This window comes from Streptomyces sp. GS7 (assembly GCF_009834125.1).
Lineage (GTDB): Bacteria > Actinomycetota > Actinomycetes > Streptomycetales > Streptomycetaceae > Streptomyces.
This window is the reverse complement of record NZ_CP047146.1, coordinates 2048123-2066057: the sequence shown is the minus strand read 5'-3', so window position 1 is coordinate 2066057 and position 17935 is coordinate 2048123. Positions and strand designations below refer to the sequence as shown.

Below are 17935 nucleotides of genomic sequence, written 5' to 3'. Positions count from 1 at the left end.
CCTGCGCCATTCCGCCGTCCTCACTGCCTTGCCGCCCTGCTCCGGTCGGCCCCGCCTGTGATCATCGACCCTAGGCGACGCTCGTAAAACACGTTCTTAGATCCGCACCGCACCGGTCCGTGGACGGGCCCGCGGCACGCTCAGCCGAAAGCGTGTCCTCTCGACGGGGAGGACGGGCCGCCGGGCCGCCCGGGTTCCGCTCCCGGGCCTTCGTGACAGCGGCTGTGACAGAACGGGCATCGCCCGGTCATACGGCGCCCGCTCAGGGTCGTACCGTGCCCGGCGGATCCGCTTCGGGGCGGGGCCGTACGCCCTCCAGGACCATGTCGACGATCTCCTCCGAGAGCCCCTCGGGGAGTTCCTTCCAGTCGTGGAGGACGGCGCGGGCGAGCATCGGGCCGACGAAGAGGTCGACGAGGGCGTCCAGGTCCCGGTCGGCGCGGATCTCGCCGTTGGCCACCCCGCGCCGGAGCACGCCGAGCAGGGCCTCGTGGCGGGCCCGGACGACCGTCTCGTGGTATTCCGCCCACAGTTCGGGCTGCGCCTGGACGTGGCTGACGACGGTACGCAGCAGGGCGGAGCTGCGCTTGGCCAGGCCGCGGCGGCGCAGGAACTCCAGCAGGGAGACCAGGTCGTCGCGTACGGAGGTGCCGTCCAGGGGAGGGGTCGGGGCGTCCAGCGACCGCATCACGTCGAGCATCAGCGCGCTCTTGCCGGGCCAGCGGCGGTAGACGGTGGCCTTGCCCACGCCGGCCTCGCGGGCGATGCGCTCCATGGACAGCTCAGCTATGGAGCAGCCGTCCTCGATCAGCCGGAGCACGGCCTCGATGATGGCGGAGTCGGCCGCGGCGCTGCGCGGCCGGCCCCGGCGCCCGGGAGCCGCCGCACCCGCGCCCGCCCCGGCCGCCGCCCCGCCGTCTCCCGCCGCCCGGCTCATCGTGCTGCGCCCGCCTTCCACTCGTCCCGCGGCTCCGCCGCGCGCGGAGCCGGAGCCATTTTGCCCGGCAGGAAGGCCGCGACCACCACGGCCCCCAGCACCGAGACGGCGGCCGAGCCGAGCGCGGTGACGTGCATGGCATGGAGGAAGGCGTCGCGGGCGGAGTCGATCAGCGGCCGGCCGGCCGGGCCCATCCGGGCGGCGAGGCCGAGCGTCGCCTCGATGGATTCGCCGGCCGCGGCCCGGGCGGGTCCCGGCACCCCGGGCAGGGCGTCGAGCGTGCCCTGGATGCCGTCGCGGTAGGTCGTCGAGAGCAGCGAGCCGAGGACGGCGACGCCGAGGGTGCCGCCGACCTGCCGGAAGGTGTTGTTGAGCGCCGAGGCGGAGCCGGCCTTCTCGCGCGGCAGCGACTGCATGATCGCGACGGTGACCGGCGGCATGATGTGCGCCATGCCGGTGCCCTGGAGGAAGAACAGCAACTCCAGGGCCCAGAGGGGGGTACCGGTGCGCAGCATCCCCATCCCCGCCATCGTGACGGCCACCACCAGCATCCCGGAGGTGCACACCGCACGGGCCCCGAAGCGGTCCACGACGAGCCGGGCCCGCGGCGCGAAGATCAGCTGGGCGGCGGCCAGCGGCAGGATCAGCAGCCCGGACTGGAGCGGGCTGTAGCCGCGCACGCTCTGCACGTAGAAGACGATGAAGAACGTGACGCCCATCAGCGCGAAGAAGACCAGCGCGATGGCGGCGACGGCGGCCGAGAAGGCGGGCTTGCGGAAGTAGCCGATGTCGATGGACGGGTGGTCGCTGCGCTTCTGGTGGACCACGAACACCGCCAGGACCGCCAGACCGCCGAGGGCGGGGACCAGCACCTCGGGGGCGGCGAAGTCGTCGAGCTGGCCGCCCTTGATGATCCCGAAGACCAGCAGGACGAGGCCGACGACGGAGAGCAGCACCCCGACCGGGTCCAGCCTGCCGGGGGCGGGGTCCCTGGACTCGGGCACCAGGAGGATCATCGCGGCCAGCGCGAGCAGCACGATCGGGACGTTGATCAGGAAGACCGAGCCCCACCAGAAGTGGTCGAGCAGCAGCCCGCCGGCGATCGGGCCGATGGCGATGGCCAGGCCCACACCGCCGGCCCAGACGCCGATGGCCCGGGGCTGCTCCTCGCGCTCGAAGACGTTCATCAGGATCGCGAGCGTGGCCGGCATCACGAAGGCGCCGCCCAGCCCCATCAGCGCGCGGAAGGCGATCAGTTCGGCGGGCGAGACGGCGGCCGCGGCGAGCGCCGATCCGGCGCCGAAGACGGCCAGGCCGAAGAGGAGGACCTTCTTCCGGCCGATCCGGTCGCCGAGCAGGCCGGAGGTGAACAGCAGCCCGGCGAAGACCAGCGTGTAGGCGTTGATCGCCCACTCCAGCTCGCTCTGGGTGGCGCCGAGGCCCCCGGGGGCCGGGGTCGCGATGGTCTTCATCGCGACGTTGAGGATGGAGTTGTCCAGCACCACGATCAGCAGGCTGAGCATCAGGACGGAGAGGATCGCCCAGCGCCGGCGGTGGATGTGGTCGGGAATCCGTGGAGCGGCGGGTGCGCCCGGTGGGGGCGGTGAGGTGGCCATGGCGCCACCATACGCCGATATCGATACGGAACCGTTCCGTATCGATGAAACGGCGGACCGGACTGGGCCGGCCGGACCAGCGGACCCCTCCTCTTTTCCTTTGCGGCACGCCGTGCCAGCATGGTGGGGAGTCCGGAGACACCGTCAGGGTGCTTCGAGATGGAGAAACAGGAGCCGTCACCATGACGCAGCTTTCGCCTGCCCAGAAGCCGGCCGCGGGGGCCACCGCAGAGCCCACCGCCAAGCCCGCCGACAAGGAGAGCACCAAGTCGCTGTACGGGGGCACCAGCTCGCGCCGTATCACGGTCCGCGACATCGCCGCCGCCAAGGAGCGCGGCGAGAAGTGGCCGATGCTCACCGCCTACGACGCGATGACCGCCTCGGTCTTCGACGAGTCCGGGATCCCCGTCCTGCTCGTCGGCGACTCGATGGGCAACTGCCACCTCGGCTACGAGTCCACCGTGCCGGTCACGATGGACGAGATCACGATCCTGTCCGCCGCGGTCGTGCGCGGCACCAAGCGCGCCCTGGTCGTCGCCGACCTGCCGTTCGGCGCCTACCAGGAAGGCCCGGTCCAGGCGCTGCGCAACGCCACCCGCCTGGTCAAGGACGCCGGTGTCGGCGCCGTCAAGCTGGAGGGCGGCGAGCGCTCCGCGCACCAGGTGGAGCTGCTGGTCTCGTCCGGCATCCCGGTGATGGCGCACGTCGGGCTGACCCCGCAGTCGGTCCACGCCTACGGCGGCTACCCGGTCCAGGGCCGCGGCGAGGAGGCCGCCCAGCAGCTGCTGCGGGACGCCAAGGCGGTGCAGGACGCCGGCGCGTTCTCGGTCGTCCTGGAGGCCGTACCGGCCGAGCTGGCCGCCGAGGTGACCCGCTCGCTGCACATCCCCACCGTCGGCATCGGCGCGGGCCTGGACTGTGACGCCCAGGTGCTGGTGTGGACCGACATGGCGGGCCTCAACGCCGGCCGGGTGCCGCGGTTCGTCAAGCAGTACCTCCAGCTGCGGGAGCTGCTGGGCGGCGCGGCCAGGGCGTTCGCCGAGGACGTGGTCGGCGGCGCCTTCCCCGCCGAGGAGCACACCTTCCACTGATGCCCGGCCGACAGGCCGCCGACAGCCGCTCCTCAGGGGCTGTCGGCGGCCTGTCGGCGCGTTGTCGGTGGCGGCTGGCACCTTGGAGGGCATGACGCGACAGACGATAACCACCAAGGGCGGCAACGCCGTGGAGGTGCGCGGTCTGGTCAAGCACTTCGGCGAGGTGAAAGCCGTCGACGGGGTGGACCTGGACGTGCGGGAAGGCACCGTGCTCGGCGTGCTCGGCCCCAACGGCGCCGGCAAGACCACGCTCGTACGCTGCCTGTCCACCCTCCTGGTGCCGGACGCCGGACGCGCGGTGGTGGCGGGGTTCGACGTGGTGCGCCAGCCGCGGGCGCTGCGCCGCACCATCGGCCTGACCGGGCAGTACGCCTCGGTCGACGAGAAGCTCTCCGGCTGGGAGAACCTCTACATGATCGGGCGGCTGCTCGATCTGTCCCGCAAGGACGCCCGCAAGCGCGCCGACGAGATGCTGGAGCGGTTCTCGCTCACCGAGGCCGCCAAGCGGCCGGCCGCGAAGTACTCCGGCGGGATGCGCCGCCGGCTCGACCTCGCCGCCTCGATGATCGGCCGGCCGGCGGTCCTTTATCTGGACGAGCCGACCACCGGCCTCGACCCCCGCACGCGCAACGAGGTGTGGGCGGAGGTCCAGCGGATGGTGCGCGAGGGCGCCACGGTCCTGCTGACCACCCAGTACATGGAAGAGGCCGAGCAGTTGGCCGACGAGCTGACGGTCATCGACCGCGGCCGGGTGATCGCCGAGGGCCGGGTCGACGAGCTGAAGGCCAAGGTCGGCGGGCGCACCCTGCAGATACGGCCGACCGACCCGGGCGAGCTGGACCGGATAGCCGGCGTGATCGCCGAGGCCGGACTGGACGGCATCGCCGGTGCCACCGCCGACCACGACGGGGGCGTGGTCAACGTCCCGATCATCAGCGACGAGCAGCTGACCGCGGTCGTCGCGGTGCTCGGCCGGCAGGGCTTCGCGCTCGCCGGGATCAGCACCCATCTGCCCAGCCTGGACGAGGTGTTCCTGGCGATCACGGGCCAGAAGTCCTCCGAGGCGGACCGCCCGGAGAGCACGTCGGACGACCAGCAGTACGCGGAGGTATCGGCATGAGTGCCGCGACGATGACGGCGCCCCTGGCCAAGCCCGGCGCCGACGAGGGCCGGATCGGCCTCCGCGCCAACCTGCGGCACATCGGCGCGCTGGTCCGGCGCAACGCCCTGCAGATCAAGCAGGACCCGGAGTCGATGTTCGACGTCCTGCTGATGCCGGTGATCTTCATCCTGCTGTTCACCTACGTCTTCGGCGGCGCGATCGCCGGCAAGGGCAACCAGCACGAGTACATCCAGCGTCTGGTGCCCGGCATGATGGCGATGATGGGCATGAACATCGCCATGGCGGTGGGCTCCGGCGTCAACGAGGACTTCCGCAAGGGCGTGATGGACCGCTTCCGGACGATGCCCATCGCCCGGTCCTCGGTCCTGATAGCCAAGATCGTCGTCGAGATCGGCCGGATGCTGGTCGCCATCGCGATCCTGCTCGGCATGGGCTTCCTGCTCGGCTTCGAAATCCGCGGCACGATCCCGGAGTTCCTCGGGGCGGTCGTGCTGTCCACGCTCTTCGGCGCCGCCCTGATGTGGATCTTCATTCTGCTGGGTCTCTCGGTGAAGACGCCGCAGGCGGTGCAGGGCATGGCGATGCTGGTGCTGATGCCGCTGCAGTTCGGTTCGTCGATCTTCGCCCCGCCGACGTCGATGCCCAGCTGGCTGGAGGGCTTCACCGAAGTCAATCCGCTCTCCACGCTGGCGGACGCGGCCCGGGCGCTGCTCAACGGCGAGGGCGCGGTGGCACACCCGGCGCTGATCACCCTCGGCTGGACGGTCGCCATCACGGCCGTGGCCATGCCGCTCGCGGTCGCGAAGTTCCGCAAGAAGACCTGACGCGCGCCCCGCAGGGGACCTGCCTCCGCCCGGCTCGCGTCACACGAGGGCGGTGGCCTCTTCGATCGAGAGGGCACCGCCTTCGGCGTACGCGGCTTCGTACGCCGGATCGCCCAGCAGGGCGCGGGCGGAGCGCTCCGCACGGGCCCGGTCGTCGCGGACGGCCAGCGGCTGCACGTGCGAGGCGGCCCGCAGCGCGTCGTAGGCACCGACCAGCCGAGCCGCGTCCCGGGCGCCGGCCGCGCCACGCACCGCCATCAGCGCCCGTGCGCCGGTGAGGAGTTGGACCACCGGCAGGTCCGGCGCGACCATCTGCGCCATGGAGTCCCCGGTCAGCTCCAGCGCCGCCCGCATCCGCAGCAGGAGGTCCTCGCCGTGCCGCCCCTCCGCCACGTCCACCGAGACCAGCATCGCCTCCAGCAGCCCCAGGAAGATGTCCGGGCTGCGCGCGACGAACACCTCCCGCACCGCTTCGAGTTGTTCGCGGGCCTCGTGGAAGCGCTCCGCCATCGTCAGCATCATGGCCAGCATCAACCGGGCGAAGGGCACCGCGTCCCGGCCGCTGTTGCGGTCCTGCGCGTCGTCCAGCACCTCGCGCAGCATCCGCTCCCCCTCCTCCGGCCGGCCGTCCTCGATCATCAGCGCGCCCAGCCGGGTGCGCAGCAGCAGGGTCTGGCCGTGCGCGCCCAGCGCCTCGGCGTGCAGCATCGCCGCCCGGTAGTCGCGCGCCGCGAGCGCGTACGCACCGCGCTTCTCCTCGGACTCACCGCGCCCCGCCAGCGCCTCGGCCGCGCCCCAGGCGTCGCCCAGCCGCTGGAAGATCCGCAGCGACTCGTCGGCGTCCTCGGTGGCCTGCGCCAGCCCGCCGGGGCGGTCGTTGAGGATCTTGGAGCGCAGCTGGAGGACGTACGCCAGCTCCCAGTCGTAGCCGAAGTCCCGGCAGGCGCGCACCGCGCCGTCGGTCAGCCGCGACAGCTCCTCCCACTGACCGCTGATCAGCACCGCGAAGTACCAGAGGACCCCGGGCACCTTGCAGGTCTGCGGCATACCGCTGCGGTACGCGGTCAGCATCCCCGCCAGCTCCTCCTTCATCTCCGGGCTGCGCAGCGCCTCCATGTCGTTCTCGCTGGAGAGCGCCACCAGCCGCACCTCGCGGCGGGCCTCCAGCAGTTGCTCGGGGGCCATCGGCGGCGGGCTGTCGATGGGCCGCTCGTGGAGGTCGGGGGCGGGTTCGACGGGCGGCACGAAGGGGTTGGGGCCGAGTGCGCCGGCCGCCGTCGCCCAGGTGTGGCCGTCGCTGCGGTGGTCGCGCAGCGACCAGAACCACTGCAGGGACAGCACCAGGCACAGCGCCTCGTGCTCGTCGCCCGCGGCCAGCGCCCGGCGCAGCGCGGTGCGCAGGTTGTCGTGCTCCAGCTCCAGCCGGTCGATAGCGGCCCGCTGCCCGGGGCCGCGCAGCAACGGATCGGTGGTACGCGCCAGTTCGCGGTACGCGACCAGATGGCGGCGCTCGGCCGCGGTCCGCTCCCCGGCCTCGTCCAGCCGCTCCCCGGCGTACTCCCCCACCGTCTCCAGCAGCCGGTAGCGCATCCCGCCGACGCCGCTCTCCTTGCCGCCCGGGGCCGCCACCACCAGCGACTTGTCGATCAGCGAGCCCAGCAGCCCGGCCACCTCGTCCGCGTCGACGCCGTCGCCCGCGCACACCTCCTCGGCGGCGGCCAGGTCGCAGCCGCCGGCGAACACCGACAGCCGCCGCAGCACCGCCCGTTCGGGCTCGTCGGTCAGGTCCCAGGACCAGTCCACCACCGCGCGCAGCGTCTGCTGGCGCGGCAGCACGGTCCGGCTGCCGCTGGTCAGCAGCCGGAAGCGGTCGTCCAGCCGGTCCGCGAGCTGCCGCGGCGTGAGCAACCGCAGCCGGGCGGCGGCGAGTTCGATGGCCAGCGGCAGCCCGTCCAGCCGGCGGCAGATCTCGGCACAGGCCGCCGGATCGTCCGCCACCCGGAAACCGGGGGAGGCGGCGGCCCCCCGCTCGGCGAGCAGCCGCAGCGCCACCGGGTCCGGCAGCGGCTCGACCGGCCGCAGCACCTCGCCCGGCACGGCCAGCGGCTCCCGGCTCGTCGCCAGCACCGTCACCCCGGGACAGACGGCCAGCAGCCGCTCCGCCAACTCGGCGGCGGCGCCGATCACATGCTCGCAGTTGTCCAGGACCAGCAGCATCCGGCGGCCCGCGCAGTGCTCGGCGAGCCGGGCGTGCGGATCCCGGGCGGTCGGGTCGGAGGCGGCCCGCAGCCCCTCGGCGGTGCTACCGCGCACGACCGTCTCGCGCGCCCCGAGCGCGGTCAGCACCGCCTCCGGCACGGTCCGCGGATCGTCCACCGGCGCCAGCTCCGCCAGCCAGACGCCGTGCGGCCAGGCCTCCGGCAGCGCCGCCGCGGCGGCCTCGGCGCCCTCCTGCGACAGCCGGGTCTTGCCGGCGCCGCCCGGCCCCAGCAGCGTCACCAGCCGGTGCGCGGCCAGATCGCCCCGCAGCGCGGCCAGGTCGTGGTCCCGCCCCACGAAAGAGGTCAGGCGCGCCCGGAGGTTACCGGGGCGCGCGGCCGGGACGGGCGGGGCGAGCGGAGAGCCGGCGGCGACGGGGGCTGCGGGGGTGCCGTGGGGAGTGGGGGCACCGCCGGGAGTGGGAGCGCCGTCGGGGCCGGGCATCCCGTAGGCCGCGGGAGCCGCGGGGGTGCCCGCCACGGCGCCCCGCGGCACCGTCCCCGGCCGCAGCAACGCGCCGTGCAGGGCGCGCAGTTCCGGGCCGGGGTCGGCGCCCAGGCGGTCGGCGAGTTCGCTGCGTATCTCCTCGTAGGCGGCCAGCGCCTCGGCGCTGCGGCCGGCGTCCCGCAGAGCGCGCAGCCGCAGGGCCTGGAGGGGCTCGTCGAGCGGGTTGTCCTGGCACAGCGCGACGAGGGTGGGCAGCGCCTGGGCGGCCCGGCCCAGCGCCAGATCGGCGGCGAGGCGGGTGCGCCGGGCCTCCAGCCGCCGGCTCTCGGCGCGGGCCGCCTCGACGGCCGCGTCGGGCAGGTCGGCGAGCGCCGGGCCGCGCCAGAGCGCCAGCGCCTCGTCCAGCAGGACGGCGGCGCGGGCCGGGTCGGCGTCGTCGAGCGCCCGGCCGCCCTCCGCCGCAAGCCGCTCGAAGCGGTGCAGGTCGACGGCGTCCGGCTCGGCGCACAGCAGATAGCCGCCGTCGACGGAAGCGACGGCGGTACGGCCGAGGGCTCGGCGCAGCCGGCCGACCAGCGCCTGGAGGGCGCCGGGCGCGTCGGCCGGCGGGTCCATGCCCCAGACGTCGGCGATCAGGGCGTCCGCGGTCAGCGCCCGGCCCGGGCGCAGCGCGAGCGCGGCGAGCAGGGCGCGCAGCCGGGGACCGCCGAGGGCGACGGGGCTGCCGTCGGCCCGGCCGGCCTGTGTGGTGCCGAGGATTCCGTAACGCACCGGCCCATTGTCGTGCAATGCCGGGCGTGCGCGCGTACCGAGCGGGCGGTAGGGGCGGTTCCGGTTCGGCGCGGGGATCCGGGACGGGGGAACGCAGGTGTCCTGGCATCCGTGGACGGGCGTATCCGGGCGGTCAGGAGCCGGGCCCGGCGCGGGCACGCGGTCCGGGCACGGTTCCGGGTCCGCCGCCGGGAATCCGTGCGCCGACCGCCGCAGCGCGGATACGGTCGGGGCTGCCCGTCCCGAGACCCCTGGAGCCCGCTACCGATGACCACCGCATTCCCACGCGCCGACCGCCGCGTCAGCCCGGTCTTTCTCGCGCTCGTCGCCGTCATGGCGGTGTCCGGCTGGGCCGTCTGGAGCGGAAGGGCGGCGTCCGCCACCGGCTTCGCGGTCTTCGTGTGCGTGGTGTCCGGCTGGGTGGTGTCGCTGTGCCTGCACGAGTACGCGCACGCCCGCACCGCGCTGCACAGCGGCGACATCTCCGTGGGCGCCAAGGGCTATCTCACCCTGAACCCGCTCAGGTACACCCATGCGCTGCTGAGCATCGTGCTACCGGTGATCTTCGTCATCATGGGCGGGATCGGGCTGCCGGGCGGCGCGGTGTTCATCGAACGCGGCCGGATCCGGGGACGCTGGCGGCACAGCCTGATCTCGGCGGCCGGGCCGCTGACCAACATCCTGTTCGCGGCGGTGGTCAGCGCACCGTTCTGGCTGCACGGCCTCGACGGCGTACCGGACCCGTTCCGCTACGCGCTGGCGTTCCTCGCGCTGCTCCAGGTGACCGCGGCGATCCTGAACTTCGTGCCGGTACCCGGACTGGACGGCTACGGCGTGATCGAGCCCTGGCTGTCCCCCGGCCTACGACGGCAGGTCGAGCCGTTCGCGCCGTTCGGCCTGCTGGCGGTCTTCGGGCTCCTGTGGGTGCCGGAGGTCAACCAGGTCTTCTTCGACCTGGTCCACACCGTCCTGCGGACCCTGGGCGTCACCGCCTGGGACAGCTACTGGGGCCAGGAGTTCTTCCGCTTCTGGCAGGGCGCACCGCAGATTCCGCGGACCGGCGCGCTGTAGGGCGTCAGCCCGACGCCGCGGCGCGGCGCGCCTGCTCCAGCTTCGCCTTGCGTACGTAGAACCACGCCATGTTGCTGGAGACGCCCGCCAGCAGGACCCAGACGATGCCGATGAAGCTGCCCTCGACGAAGGAGAGGACCGCCGCGGCGACGGCGAGGACGCACACGACGAGGGCGAGGACGGCAAGGCGCCGGTCCGGGCCGGACGGGGGCAGGGAGGGCATGGGGCGGGCTCCTGTCGGGGATGGGACGGTCCGTCCCAGTGTCCCCCATGGCCCGCGGAGGACCGCCCTCCGCCCCCTCTCCCCCTTCGGGGAGGGAGAGGGGGCGGGTTCCGTCAGACGTCGGTGACCCGGAGTCCGGCGTGGGCCTTGTAGCGGCGGTTGACCGAGATCAGATTGGCGACCAGGGACTCGACCTGGTGGGCGTTGCGCAGCCGGCCGGCGAAGACGCCGCGCATACCGGGGATGCGGGCGGCGAGCGCCTGGACCAGGTCGGTGTCGGCGCGGCTCTCGCCCAGCACCATCACATCGGTGTCGATCTCCGCGATCTCCGGGTCCTGGAGCAGCACCGCGGAGAGGTGGTGGAAGGCGGCGGTGACCCGGGAGTCCGGCAGCAGGGCGGCGGCCTGCTCGGCGGCGCTGCCCTCCTCCGGCTTCAGCGCGTAGGCGCCCTTCTTGTCGAAGCCGAGCGGGTTGACGCAGTCGATGACGAGCTTGCCGGCCAGTTCCTCGCGCAGCGACTCCAGGGTCTTGCCGTGGCCGTCCCACGGCACCGCGACGATCACCACGTCGCTGCGCCGGGCGCAGTCGGCGTTGGCGAGGCCCTCGATGCCCAGGCCCAGTTCCGCGGCCGCGGTCTGCGCCCGCTCTGCCGCCCGGGAGCCGATGATCACCTTCTGGCCGGCCTTGGCGAGCCGGTAGGCCAGGCCGCGGCCCTGGTCGCCGGTGCCGCCGAGGACGCCGACCACCAGGCCGGAGACGTCCGGGAGGTCCCAGGGGTCGCGGGGCGCCGGCTTGGCGCCGGCGGGAGCGGACGAGGCAGACGGAGCGGACGAGGCGGGCGGGGTCGTGGCAGCGTCGGAAGTAGTCATGACAGCGATACTGTCACGCCCGGACGGGCACGCCGAGGCGCGGTCCTGAGACGCCCCTCCCCCCTGCCGTCCCACCCCCGCGACCACGGCGGAACGCCCTACTGCCCTACCGTCCGGCCGCCCTCCCCCGCCTCACGACTTCACGCTCCCCTCCGTCAGCCCCGTGCGCCAGTAGCGCTGGAGGACCGTCATCAGCACCATCAGCGGCAGTACGGACAGCAGCGCACCGCCCACCGTGTACTGGTAGAGCACCGGTTGCCGGTCCGCGTAGCCGGTCCAGCTGGTCAGGCCCAGCTGGACCGGGTAGAGGTCGGAGTCGGAGAGCATGACCAGCGGCAGGAAGTAGTTGTTCCAGATGTGGACGAACTGGAAGAGGAAGACGGTCACCAGCGCGGGGGTCATCAGCCGCAGCCCCAGCCCGCCGAAGATCCTGGCCTCGCCCGCGCCGTCGATCCGGGCCGCTTCCAGGAGCGCGTCGGGGACCGCGGCGGCCGCGTAGATCCGGCAGAGGTAGACGCCGAAGGGGCTGACCGTGCTGGGGACGAGCACCGCCCAGTAGGTGTTCGCCAGGCCCATCGCGCTGAAGAGGAAGTACAGCGGCAGGGCGAGCGCCGTACCGGGGATCAGCACCCCCGCCAGCACCACGTTGAAGATCGTCTCGCGCCCGCGGAACGGGAACTTGGCCAGCGCGTAGCCCGCCGCGGCGGAGAGCAGGGTGGCGCAGACCGCGCCGATCCCGGCGTAGAGCAGGGAGTTGGCGAACCAGCGGGCGTAGACGCCGTGGTCGTGGGTGAGGACCTCGGCGAGGTAGCGGAGGGGGTGCGGATGGCGGGAGAACCAGAGGCCGAAGGTGCCGAAGAGGTCGGCGCTGTTCTTGGTGGCGGAGACGACCAGCCAGTAGACGGGCACCAGGAAGTAGAGGGCGGCGACGGCCAGCAGCGCATTGGTGATGATGCGGTGGCGGAGCGGGGGCCGGGTCATCCGCGCTCCTTTCCCCGCCCGCCGACGAGGCGGAGGAAGCCGAACGACGCGGCGCACGCCACCAGCGCCAGCAGTACCGCCTCGGCCGCCGCCAGCTGCTGGTTGTTCCCGACGAACGCCTCGCTGTAGGCGTGCAGGTTGGGGGTGTAGCCGGAGTCGATGGCGGAGCTGAGCGGGCGCAGCACCATCGGCTCGGCGAACAGCTGGAGGGTGCCGATGATGCTGAACACGCAGGTCAGTACGAGCGCGGGCCGGATCAGCGGGAGTTTGATGTGCCGGGCGACCTGCCAGGCGTTCGCGCCGTCGATGCGCGCCGCCTCGTAGAGCTCGCCGGGGACCGCCTTGAGCTGGGCGATCAGCACCAGCATGGTGTAGCCGGTGAACTGCCAGGTGACGATGTTGGCGAGGGACCACAGCACGCTGCCGCGGGAGAGGAAGTCGACGTTCCAGCCCGCGGATTGGGCGATCTTCACCAGCGGGCTGATGCCCGGTACGTAGAGGAAGCCCCAGAGGATCGAGGCGATCACCCCGGGCACTCCGTACGGGAGGAAGAAGGCGCTGCGGAAGAAGGTGACCGCGCGGGCGGAGGCGCTCTCCAGGAGGAGCGCGAGGCCGGTGGCGAGCACGGTCATCAGCGGGATCTGGACGGCGCCGAAGAGCAGCACCCGGCCGAAGCCGGCCAGGAACCGGGCGTCGGCGAGCGCCTGGGCGTAGTGGGCGAGGCCCGCGAAGACCTCGCGCTCCTGGCCGCCGAGACCGAGCGGGCCGGTGCGTTCGGTCCGCTGGAGGCTGGTCCACAGGGCGTAGCCGATGGGGGCCAGGAAGCACAGGCCGAAGAGCGAGAGGAAGGGCAGCAGGAACCCGGCCGCGGCGCGGGCGTCGCGGGCCCGGGTGCGGCTGCGGGACGCCGCCCGGCGCCGGCGGCCCGCGGCGGGGCGCGGCGGTTCCGGACCGGCCGCCGCGGGGGCCTGGGGGCGGACCGGCGTGTCCCGGCTCACCCGCCGCTCTCCGCCTTCAGGCCCTTGCCCTTGAGGTCGGCGACGGTCTGGTCCTGCACCTTCCGCAGCACGGAGCGGAACGAACTCCCGTCGGCGAGCGCGTCGGTGAAGGCGTCGCCGAGCCGCTGGTAGAGGGTGTCCACGCCCGGTCCCCACCGCCACCGGGTGTCGACATGCGCCGCGGCGTCCGCGAACACCGTGCTGTACGCCTGGCCGCCGAAGAAGTCCCGGTCGGCGTCGAGGGCGGTGGGGGCATAGCCCGTTCTGGCGCTGGGGAAGCCGTAGCCGCCGGAGATCAGCAGCGCGAGGGACTGCGGGTCGGTGTTGAGCCAGAGCGCGAAGTCCAGGGCGTCCTTGGGGTAGGCGGCCTGCGCGAAGACGGCGGTGGTCGAGCCGCCCCAGTTGGCGTACGCCCGGCCACCGGGCTGCCACTGCGGCAGCGGGGCGGCCCGCCACTTCCCCTTGGTGCCGGGCGCGTTGCCGGCGAGCAGCGCATCGCCCCAACTGGCGCCCACCCAGGCCGGGATGGCGCCGGTCTGGATGTCCTTGTACCAGGCGTTCTGGCGGTCCGGGATGGTCTTGACGAGCCGCTGCCGGACGAGGGACTCCCAGTAGTCGGCGACCTTGCGGGTGGGCCCGTCGTCGAGGTGCACGATCCAGGTGTCGCCCCGGGTGGCGTACCAGGCGGCGCCGGCCTGCCAGGCCAGTCCCGCGAAGCGGTTGCCGTTGGTGGGGGCGAAGGTGTCGATCCAGGCGCCGTGCCGGCGGATCGCCCTGGCGGCGGCCTCGTACTCGTCCCATGTCCCGGGGACCCGTACTCCCCACCGGTCGAAGAGGTCCTTGCGGACGAACAGCCCCATCGGCCCGGACGCCTGCGGAATCGCGTAGATCCCCTTCCCGAAGACGGACTGCTGCCACTGCCAGCCGACGAACTCGCCGCGGTGCCGGGCGGCGCCGAGCGGGGCGAGGTCGCGCAGGCCGTTGTCGAGCAGGAAGCCGGGGACCACCGGGAACTCGATCTGGCCCAGGTCGGGCGGGTTGCCGGCCTTGATGGCGGCGTGCATCTTCGCGTACTGCTGGCCGTTGACGGCGGAGACCTTCTCGACCCTGACCTGCACCTCGGGGTTGCGGCGGTTCCACAGGTCGACGGGCCGGTCGATGCCCGGCACCCAGGACCAGAAGGCGAGGGTGATCTTCTGCCCCTTCTTCCGCTCCTTGGGGGCGCCGCCGTCCGGACCGGCCCCGCAGCCGGCGAGCGTCAGGCCGGCAGCGGCCCCGGCCGCCGCGCCCAGCACCGCTCTCCGCCGCGGCGCGCCCCTGGCCGTACCGCCGCTCGTACCGCCGTCGGTCGCACCGCTGCTGGTCATGCCGCTGCTGGTCATGCCGGCTCCTTGAGGGGGATGCGGCGGAAGGTGAGGGTCTCGTACGCGCCGAAGTCGCCCGTCTCGTAGAGGAGTCCGACGCTGCCCCGGTCGAGGCGTACGAGGTCGGAGTAGCCGGCCGGGAGCCCGCTGACGGTGTGTGCGGTGCGCCAGGTCCGCCCGCCGTCGCGGCTGGCCCGCAGGGTCATCAGGGCGCGCGCCTCGGGGTGCGCGGGCCCGGAGAAGAGCAGTTCGCCGCGGTCGTCGAGGTACAGGGCGCTGCCCTGGACCCGCGGCCCGGCCAGCGCCGCCTGGGGCCGGAAGGGGCGGACCAGGCGCTCGCCGCCGTCCGTGGAGACCGCGTCGAGGCGGCGCCAGGCGGCACTCGCCGCGTTGCGGGCGTTCACATAGACGGTGCCGCCGGGGAGTTCGGCGGCGGTGGTCTCGTTGGGCGCGGCGATCCGGCCGGTGCCGGGGTGGTCGTGGTCGACGTAGCCGATGCGCCAGGTGGCGCCGCCGTCGTCGCTGAGCAGCGCGTGCCCGCCCTCGTAGCGGGGTTCGGTGCCGGTGTCCCCCGGGGCGGTGGGCGGGAGGGAGTGGTTGGCGGGGACGACCAGCCGGCCGGCGTGCGGGCCGTGGCGCAGGTGCAGCGCATGACCGGGCCCGGTGGCGTACCACCGCCAATGGGGCTGCTTGGCCTCGTCGGTGATCTCGCGGGGAGCGCTCCAGCTCGCGCCGTCGTCGTCGCTGTACTGGAGCCAGACGCGGCGGCCGTCGGCCGGTGCGACCTCGCCGCGGCGGATGCGGTCCTCGTTGGCGTCGGCGGCGCTGTGGACCTGGACGAGCAGCACCCGGCCGCCGGCGAGCACGACCGGGGCGGGGTTGCCGGCCGTGCCGGTGCCGTTGCGGGCGACGCACTGCAGCGGGCCCCAGGTGCGCCCGCCGTCCGCGGAGCGCTTGAGGACGAGGTGGATCTCGCCGGAGTCGGCGGCCGAGGAGACCCGGCCCTCGGCGAACGCGAGCAGGGCCCCCGAGCGCGCCCGCACCACGGCCGGGATCCGGAAGCTCGTGTACCCCTCGGTCCCGGCCCGGTACGGCACCGAACTCCCGTACCACGGTGCGTCCTCGTAGGGCGGAGAGCCGGCGGACGGCTCCGGGTCCGCGGGCGGCGGTGCGCTCTCGCGCGGCTCCCAGCGCTCGTGCGGCTCCGAGGTCCCGTACGGCTCCGAGGTCTCGTACGCCACGGGTCACCCCTCAACTGGGCAAGGACGTAGGATGTCCCTTGTCCTGCGGACCATAGGCAGCGCCCAACTGACCGTCAAGGCACCGCACATGGTGCATTTCCGTGTCGGCAACGGCCCCGTCAACACCGGGCGAAATCCCGGTGAACGGGACGAATGGCGACATGGCGACATCGCGGACGACTGCCGACGACCGCCGTTCACCGGGGGCCCGCGGCCTTCCCTCCCGCGCCCCGCCCCGCCGCCTCTGCCTCTGCCTCTGCCTCTGCCTCTGCCGCTACGACGCCGGCCCCCGCTCCCTCCCGGTGAGCCGCCGGCGGATGCCGTCGAAGTGACGGTGCATCGCGGCCACCGCGCGGTCGCCGTCGCCCGCCTCCAGCGCGTCGACGATCTCCTGGTGCCGGCGGTAGGTCACCTGGGGGTCCTGCCGGTCGTCGGCCAGGTCCTCGCGGACCCGGCGCAGGGCCGCCCAGAACGCGTCCAGCACCTCGCTCAGCAGGTGGTTGCCCAGCGAGCGATACAGGGCGAGATGGAACGCCCGGTCGGTGGCGCTCTGCACCTGGCCGCCGCGCGCCTCCTCGGCCATCCGCTGCACCAGCCCCTTGAGGACGGTCAGGTCCGCGGCGGGCAGATCGCGCGCGACGGTGCCGATCAGCCCCGCCTCCAGGGCCTCCCGGACCTCCATCAGCTCGTACAGGCTCGGCTCCCCCTGGAGGTGGCGGACCGCGGCGCGGAAGGCGACGCCCTCGACGAACGGCTCCAGGCTGAGCGCGCCGACGTAGGTGCCGAAGCCGTGCCGGATCTCCACGATCCGCATCGCCTGGAGGGCCTTGAGCGCCTCGCGGACCGAGTTGCGGCTGACGTCGAGCATGGCGACCAGCTCGGCCTCGGTGGGCAGCGGGTCGCCCGGGGTCAGCCTGCGCCGCAGGATCAGCTGCTTGATCCGCGCCTGGACGTCCTCGGCCATCGTCCCTCGCGCCATGCCTATCGCCCTCTTCCTCTGCCGCGCCCTCACCTGCCGCGCGCCGCCGGCCCGTTCGGCCCGCGCCGGGGCCGGAAATCCTTGACCGTGCGCCTGCGCGCATGCCTATTGTGACCGCGGCATCGGACCTCCCATGTCCTTTGTCCCAGCTCAGAGCCGCCTTTGGAGGCCCCATGGCACTCCCCGTCCCCCTGCACGGCGTCATCCCCCCGGTCTGCACCCCGCTCGACGCGCGCGGCGAGGTCGACACCGCCTCCCTCGCCCGCCTGGTCGAGCACCTCCTCGACGGGGGCGTCCACGGCCTGTTCGCGCTCGGCTCCACCAGCGAGGTCGCTTACCTGACCGACCGTCAGCGCGCGGTCGCCCTGGAGACCGTCGTCGCGGCCGCGCGCGGCCGGGTCCCGGTGCTCGCCGGAGTCATCGACACCACCACCGCCCGCGTGCTCGACCACGCCAGGGCCGCCGCCCGGCTGGGCGCCGACGCGCTGGTCGCCACCGCCCCCTTCTACACCCGCACCCACCCCCGCGAGATCGCCGCCCACTTCCGCCACCTGCGCACCGCCGCCGGCCTGCCCCTCGTCGCGTACGACATCCCCGCGGCCGTACACAACAAGCTCACCCCGGCCCTGGTCCGCGAGCTGGCCGCGGACGGCACGCTCGCCGGGCTGAAGGACAGCAGCGGCGACGACGGCTCGCTGCGCCGGCTGCTGGTCTCCCTCGGCGGCAGAACCGCCCGCCCGACCGGCCCGGCGCCCGGCTTCGCCGTCCTCACCGGCTCCGAACTCACCGCGGACGCCGCCCTGTTGGCGGGCGCGGACGGCGTCGTCCCGGGCCTGGGCAACGTCGACCCGGCGGGCTATGTCCGCCTCTACGACGCCGCGCGGGCCGGCGACTGGCCCCGGGCCGCCGCCGAACAGGAGCGCCTGGTCGCCCTGTTCGCGATGACCGACGCCGGCCCGGAGAGCGAGATGGGCCGCAGCTCCTCGGCCCTGGGCGCCTTCAAGGCGGCGCTCCAGCTCCTCGGCGTGATCGACGGGCGCGCCACGGCGCTGCCGCAGATCCCGCTGAGCGAGGAAGCGGTGAGGGAGGTAGGACGTCGGCTGAGCGACGCGGGCCTGCGGCCGGCCCCGTAACCGGT

General features: G+C 73.7%; 15 protein-coding genes. 5 read left to right on the top strand and 10 right to left on the bottom strand.

All coding sequences use genetic code 11. The annotated features are described in order from the left end of the window. Positions 1-262: 262 nt before the first annotated feature. Both GR130_RS08910 and GR130_RS08905 read right to left on the bottom strand, forming a co-directional pair. Positions 263-937 carry a TetR/AcrR family transcriptional regulator gene (locus GR130_RS08910; protein ID WP_159504194.1) on the bottom strand — a complete coding sequence of 225 codons (675 nt, stop codon included), beginning with the start codon at positions 935-937 and terminating at the stop codon, positions 263-265. Continuing rightward, positions 934-2553, bottom strand: coding sequence for an MFS transporter (locus GR130_RS08905; RefSeq protein WP_159504193.1), 1620 nt, complete (start codon positions 2551-2553; stop codon positions 934-936). The genes GR130_RS08910 and GR130_RS08905 overlap by 4 nt, the downstream gene beginning before the upstream one ends. A 182-nt stretch (positions 2554-2735) precedes the next feature. Here GR130_RS08905 and panB point away from each other — a divergent pair, with 182 nt between their 5' ends. The 3 genes from panB (at position 2736) to GR130_RS08890 (ending at position 5594) form a co-directional block, all read left to right on the top strand. Next, the gene (panB, locus tag GR130_RS08900) at positions 2736-3644 is read left to right on the top strand and encodes a 3-methyl-2-oxobutanoate hydroxymethyltransferase (protein ID WP_159504192.1); all 909 of its coding nucleotides are present in this window, start codon (positions 2736-2738) and stop codon (positions 3642-3644) included. A gap of 91 nt (positions 3645-3735) precedes the next feature. Beyond that, positions 3736-4767, top strand: coding sequence for an ATP-binding cassette domain-containing protein (locus tag GR130_RS08895; protein WP_159504191.1), 1032 nt, complete (start codon positions 3736-3738; stop codon positions 4765-4767). Continuing rightward, the gene (locus GR130_RS08890; RefSeq protein WP_159504190.1) at positions 4764-5594 is read left to right on the top strand and encodes an ABC transporter permease; all 831 of its coding nucleotides are present in this window, start codon (positions 4764-4766) and stop codon (positions 5592-5594) included. The genes GR130_RS08895 and GR130_RS08890 overlap by 4 nt, the downstream gene beginning before the upstream one ends. Positions 5595-5633: 39 nt before the next feature. Here GR130_RS08890 and GR130_RS08885 read toward each other — a convergent pair whose 3' ends face one another. After that, entirely contained in the window at positions 5634-9071 is a 3438-nt protein-coding gene (locus GR130_RS08885; protein WP_159504189.1) for an AfsR/SARP family transcriptional regulator, read from the bottom strand. A gap of 267 nt (positions 9072-9338) precedes the next feature. Here GR130_RS08885 and GR130_RS08880 point away from each other — a divergent pair, with 267 nt between their 5' ends. Continuing rightward, positions 9339-10142 carry a site-2 protease family protein gene (locus GR130_RS08880; RefSeq protein WP_159504188.1) on the top strand — a complete coding sequence of 268 codons (804 nt, stop codon included), beginning with the start codon at positions 9339-9341 and terminating at the stop codon, positions 10140-10142. 4 nt (positions 10143-10146) lie between these two features. Here GR130_RS08880 and GR130_RS08875 read toward each other — a convergent pair whose 3' ends face one another. From GR130_RS08875 to GR130_RS08845, 7 genes are all read right to left on the bottom strand, one after another. Further along, positions 10147-10365 carry a hypothetical protein gene (locus GR130_RS08875; RefSeq protein WP_159504187.1) on the bottom strand — a complete coding sequence of 73 codons (219 nt, stop codon included), beginning with the start codon at positions 10363-10365 and terminating at the stop codon, positions 10147-10149. Between the two features lie 113 nt (positions 10366-10478). After that, on the bottom strand, positions 10479-11234 hold the full coding sequence (gene npdG / locus GR130_RS08870; RefSeq protein WP_159504186.1) for an NADPH-dependent F420 reductase: 756 nt from the start codon (positions 11232-11234) through the stop codon (positions 10479-10481). A gap of 132 nt (positions 11235-11366) precedes the next feature. Next, complete coding sequence (locus GR130_RS08865; RefSeq protein WP_159504185.1) at positions 11367-12215, bottom strand: carbohydrate ABC transporter permease; 849 nt, start codon at positions 12213-12215, stop codon at positions 11367-11369. After that, positions 12212-13213, bottom strand: coding sequence for a carbohydrate ABC transporter permease (locus tag GR130_RS08860; protein WP_159504184.1), 1002 nt, complete (start codon positions 13211-13213; stop codon positions 12212-12214). Before GR130_RS08860 ends, GR130_RS08865 begins: the two co-directional genes overlap by 4 nt. Then, on the bottom strand, positions 13210-14580 hold the full coding sequence (locus tag GR130_RS08855; protein WP_159509842.1) for an ABC transporter substrate-binding protein: 1371 nt from the start codon (positions 14578-14580) through the stop codon (positions 13210-13212). The genes GR130_RS08860 and GR130_RS08855 overlap by 4 nt, the downstream gene beginning before the upstream one ends. Before the next feature lie 11 nt (positions 14581-14591). Then, complete coding sequence (locus GR130_RS08850; protein WP_159509841.1) at positions 14592-15674, bottom strand: sialidase family protein; 1083 nt, start codon at positions 15672-15674, stop codon at positions 14592-14594. 418 nt (positions 15675-16092) lie between these two features. Beyond that, positions 16093-16797, bottom strand: a complete 705-nt coding sequence (locus tag GR130_RS08845; RefSeq protein ID WP_159504183.1) for a FadR/GntR family transcriptional regulator — start codon at positions 16795-16797, stop codon at positions 16093-16095. A gap of 173 nt (positions 16798-16970) precedes the next feature. Here GR130_RS08845 and GR130_RS08840 point away from each other — a divergent pair, with 173 nt between their 5' ends. Beyond that, the gene (locus GR130_RS08840; protein ID WP_159504182.1) at positions 16971-17930 is read left to right on the top strand and encodes a dihydrodipicolinate synthase family protein; all 960 of its coding nucleotides are present in this window, start codon (positions 16971-16973) and stop codon (positions 17928-17930) included. Positions 17931-17935: the final 5 nt, after the last annotated feature.

Bases quoted from the DNA above. Each gene is read 5' to 3' on its own strand.
- GR130_RS08910 (WP_159504194.1), bottom strand. From the start codon at position 937: ATGAGCCGGGCGGCGGGAGACGGCGGGGCGGCGGCCGGGGCGGGCGCG.
- GR130_RS08905 (WP_159504193.1), bottom strand. From the start codon at position 2,553: ATGGCCACCTCACCGCCCCCACCGGGCGCACCCGCCGCTCCACGGATT.
- panB (WP_159504192.1), top strand. From the start codon at position 2,736: ATGACGCAGCTTTCGCCTGCCCAGAAGCCGGCCGCGGGGGCCACCGCA.
- GR130_RS08895 (WP_159504191.1), top strand. From the start codon at position 3,736: ATGACGCGACAGACGATAACCACCAAGGGCGGCAACGCCGTGGAGGTG.
- GR130_RS08890 (WP_159504190.1), top strand. From the start codon at position 4,764: ATGAGTGCCGCGACGATGACGGCGCCCCTGGCCAAGCCCGGCGCCGAC.
- GR130_RS08880 (WP_159504188.1), top strand. From the start codon at position 9,339: ATGACCACCGCATTCCCACGCGCCGACCGCCGCGTCAGCCCGGTCTTT.
- GR130_RS08875 (WP_159504187.1), bottom strand. From the start codon at position 10,365: ATGCCCTCCCTGCCCCCGTCCGGCCCGGACCGGCGCCTTGCCGTCCTC.
- npdG (WP_159504186.1), bottom strand. From the start codon at position 11,234: ATGACTACTTCCGACGCTGCCACGACCCCGCCCGCCTCGTCCGCTCCG.
- GR130_RS08865 (WP_159504185.1), bottom strand. From the start codon at position 12,215: ATGACCCGGCCCCCGCTCCGCCACCGCATCATCACCAATGCGCTGCTG.
- GR130_RS08855 (WP_159509842.1), bottom strand. From the start codon at position 14,580: ATGACCAGCAGCGGTGCGACCGACGGCGGTACGAGCGGCGGTACGGCC.
- GR130_RS08845 (WP_159504183.1), bottom strand. From the start codon at position 16,797: ATGGCGCGAGGGACGATGGCCGAGGACGTCCAGGCGCGGATCAAGCAG.
- GR130_RS08840 (WP_159504182.1), top strand. From the start codon at position 16,971: ATGGCACTCCCCGTCCCCCTGCACGGCGTCATCCCCCCGGTCTGCACC.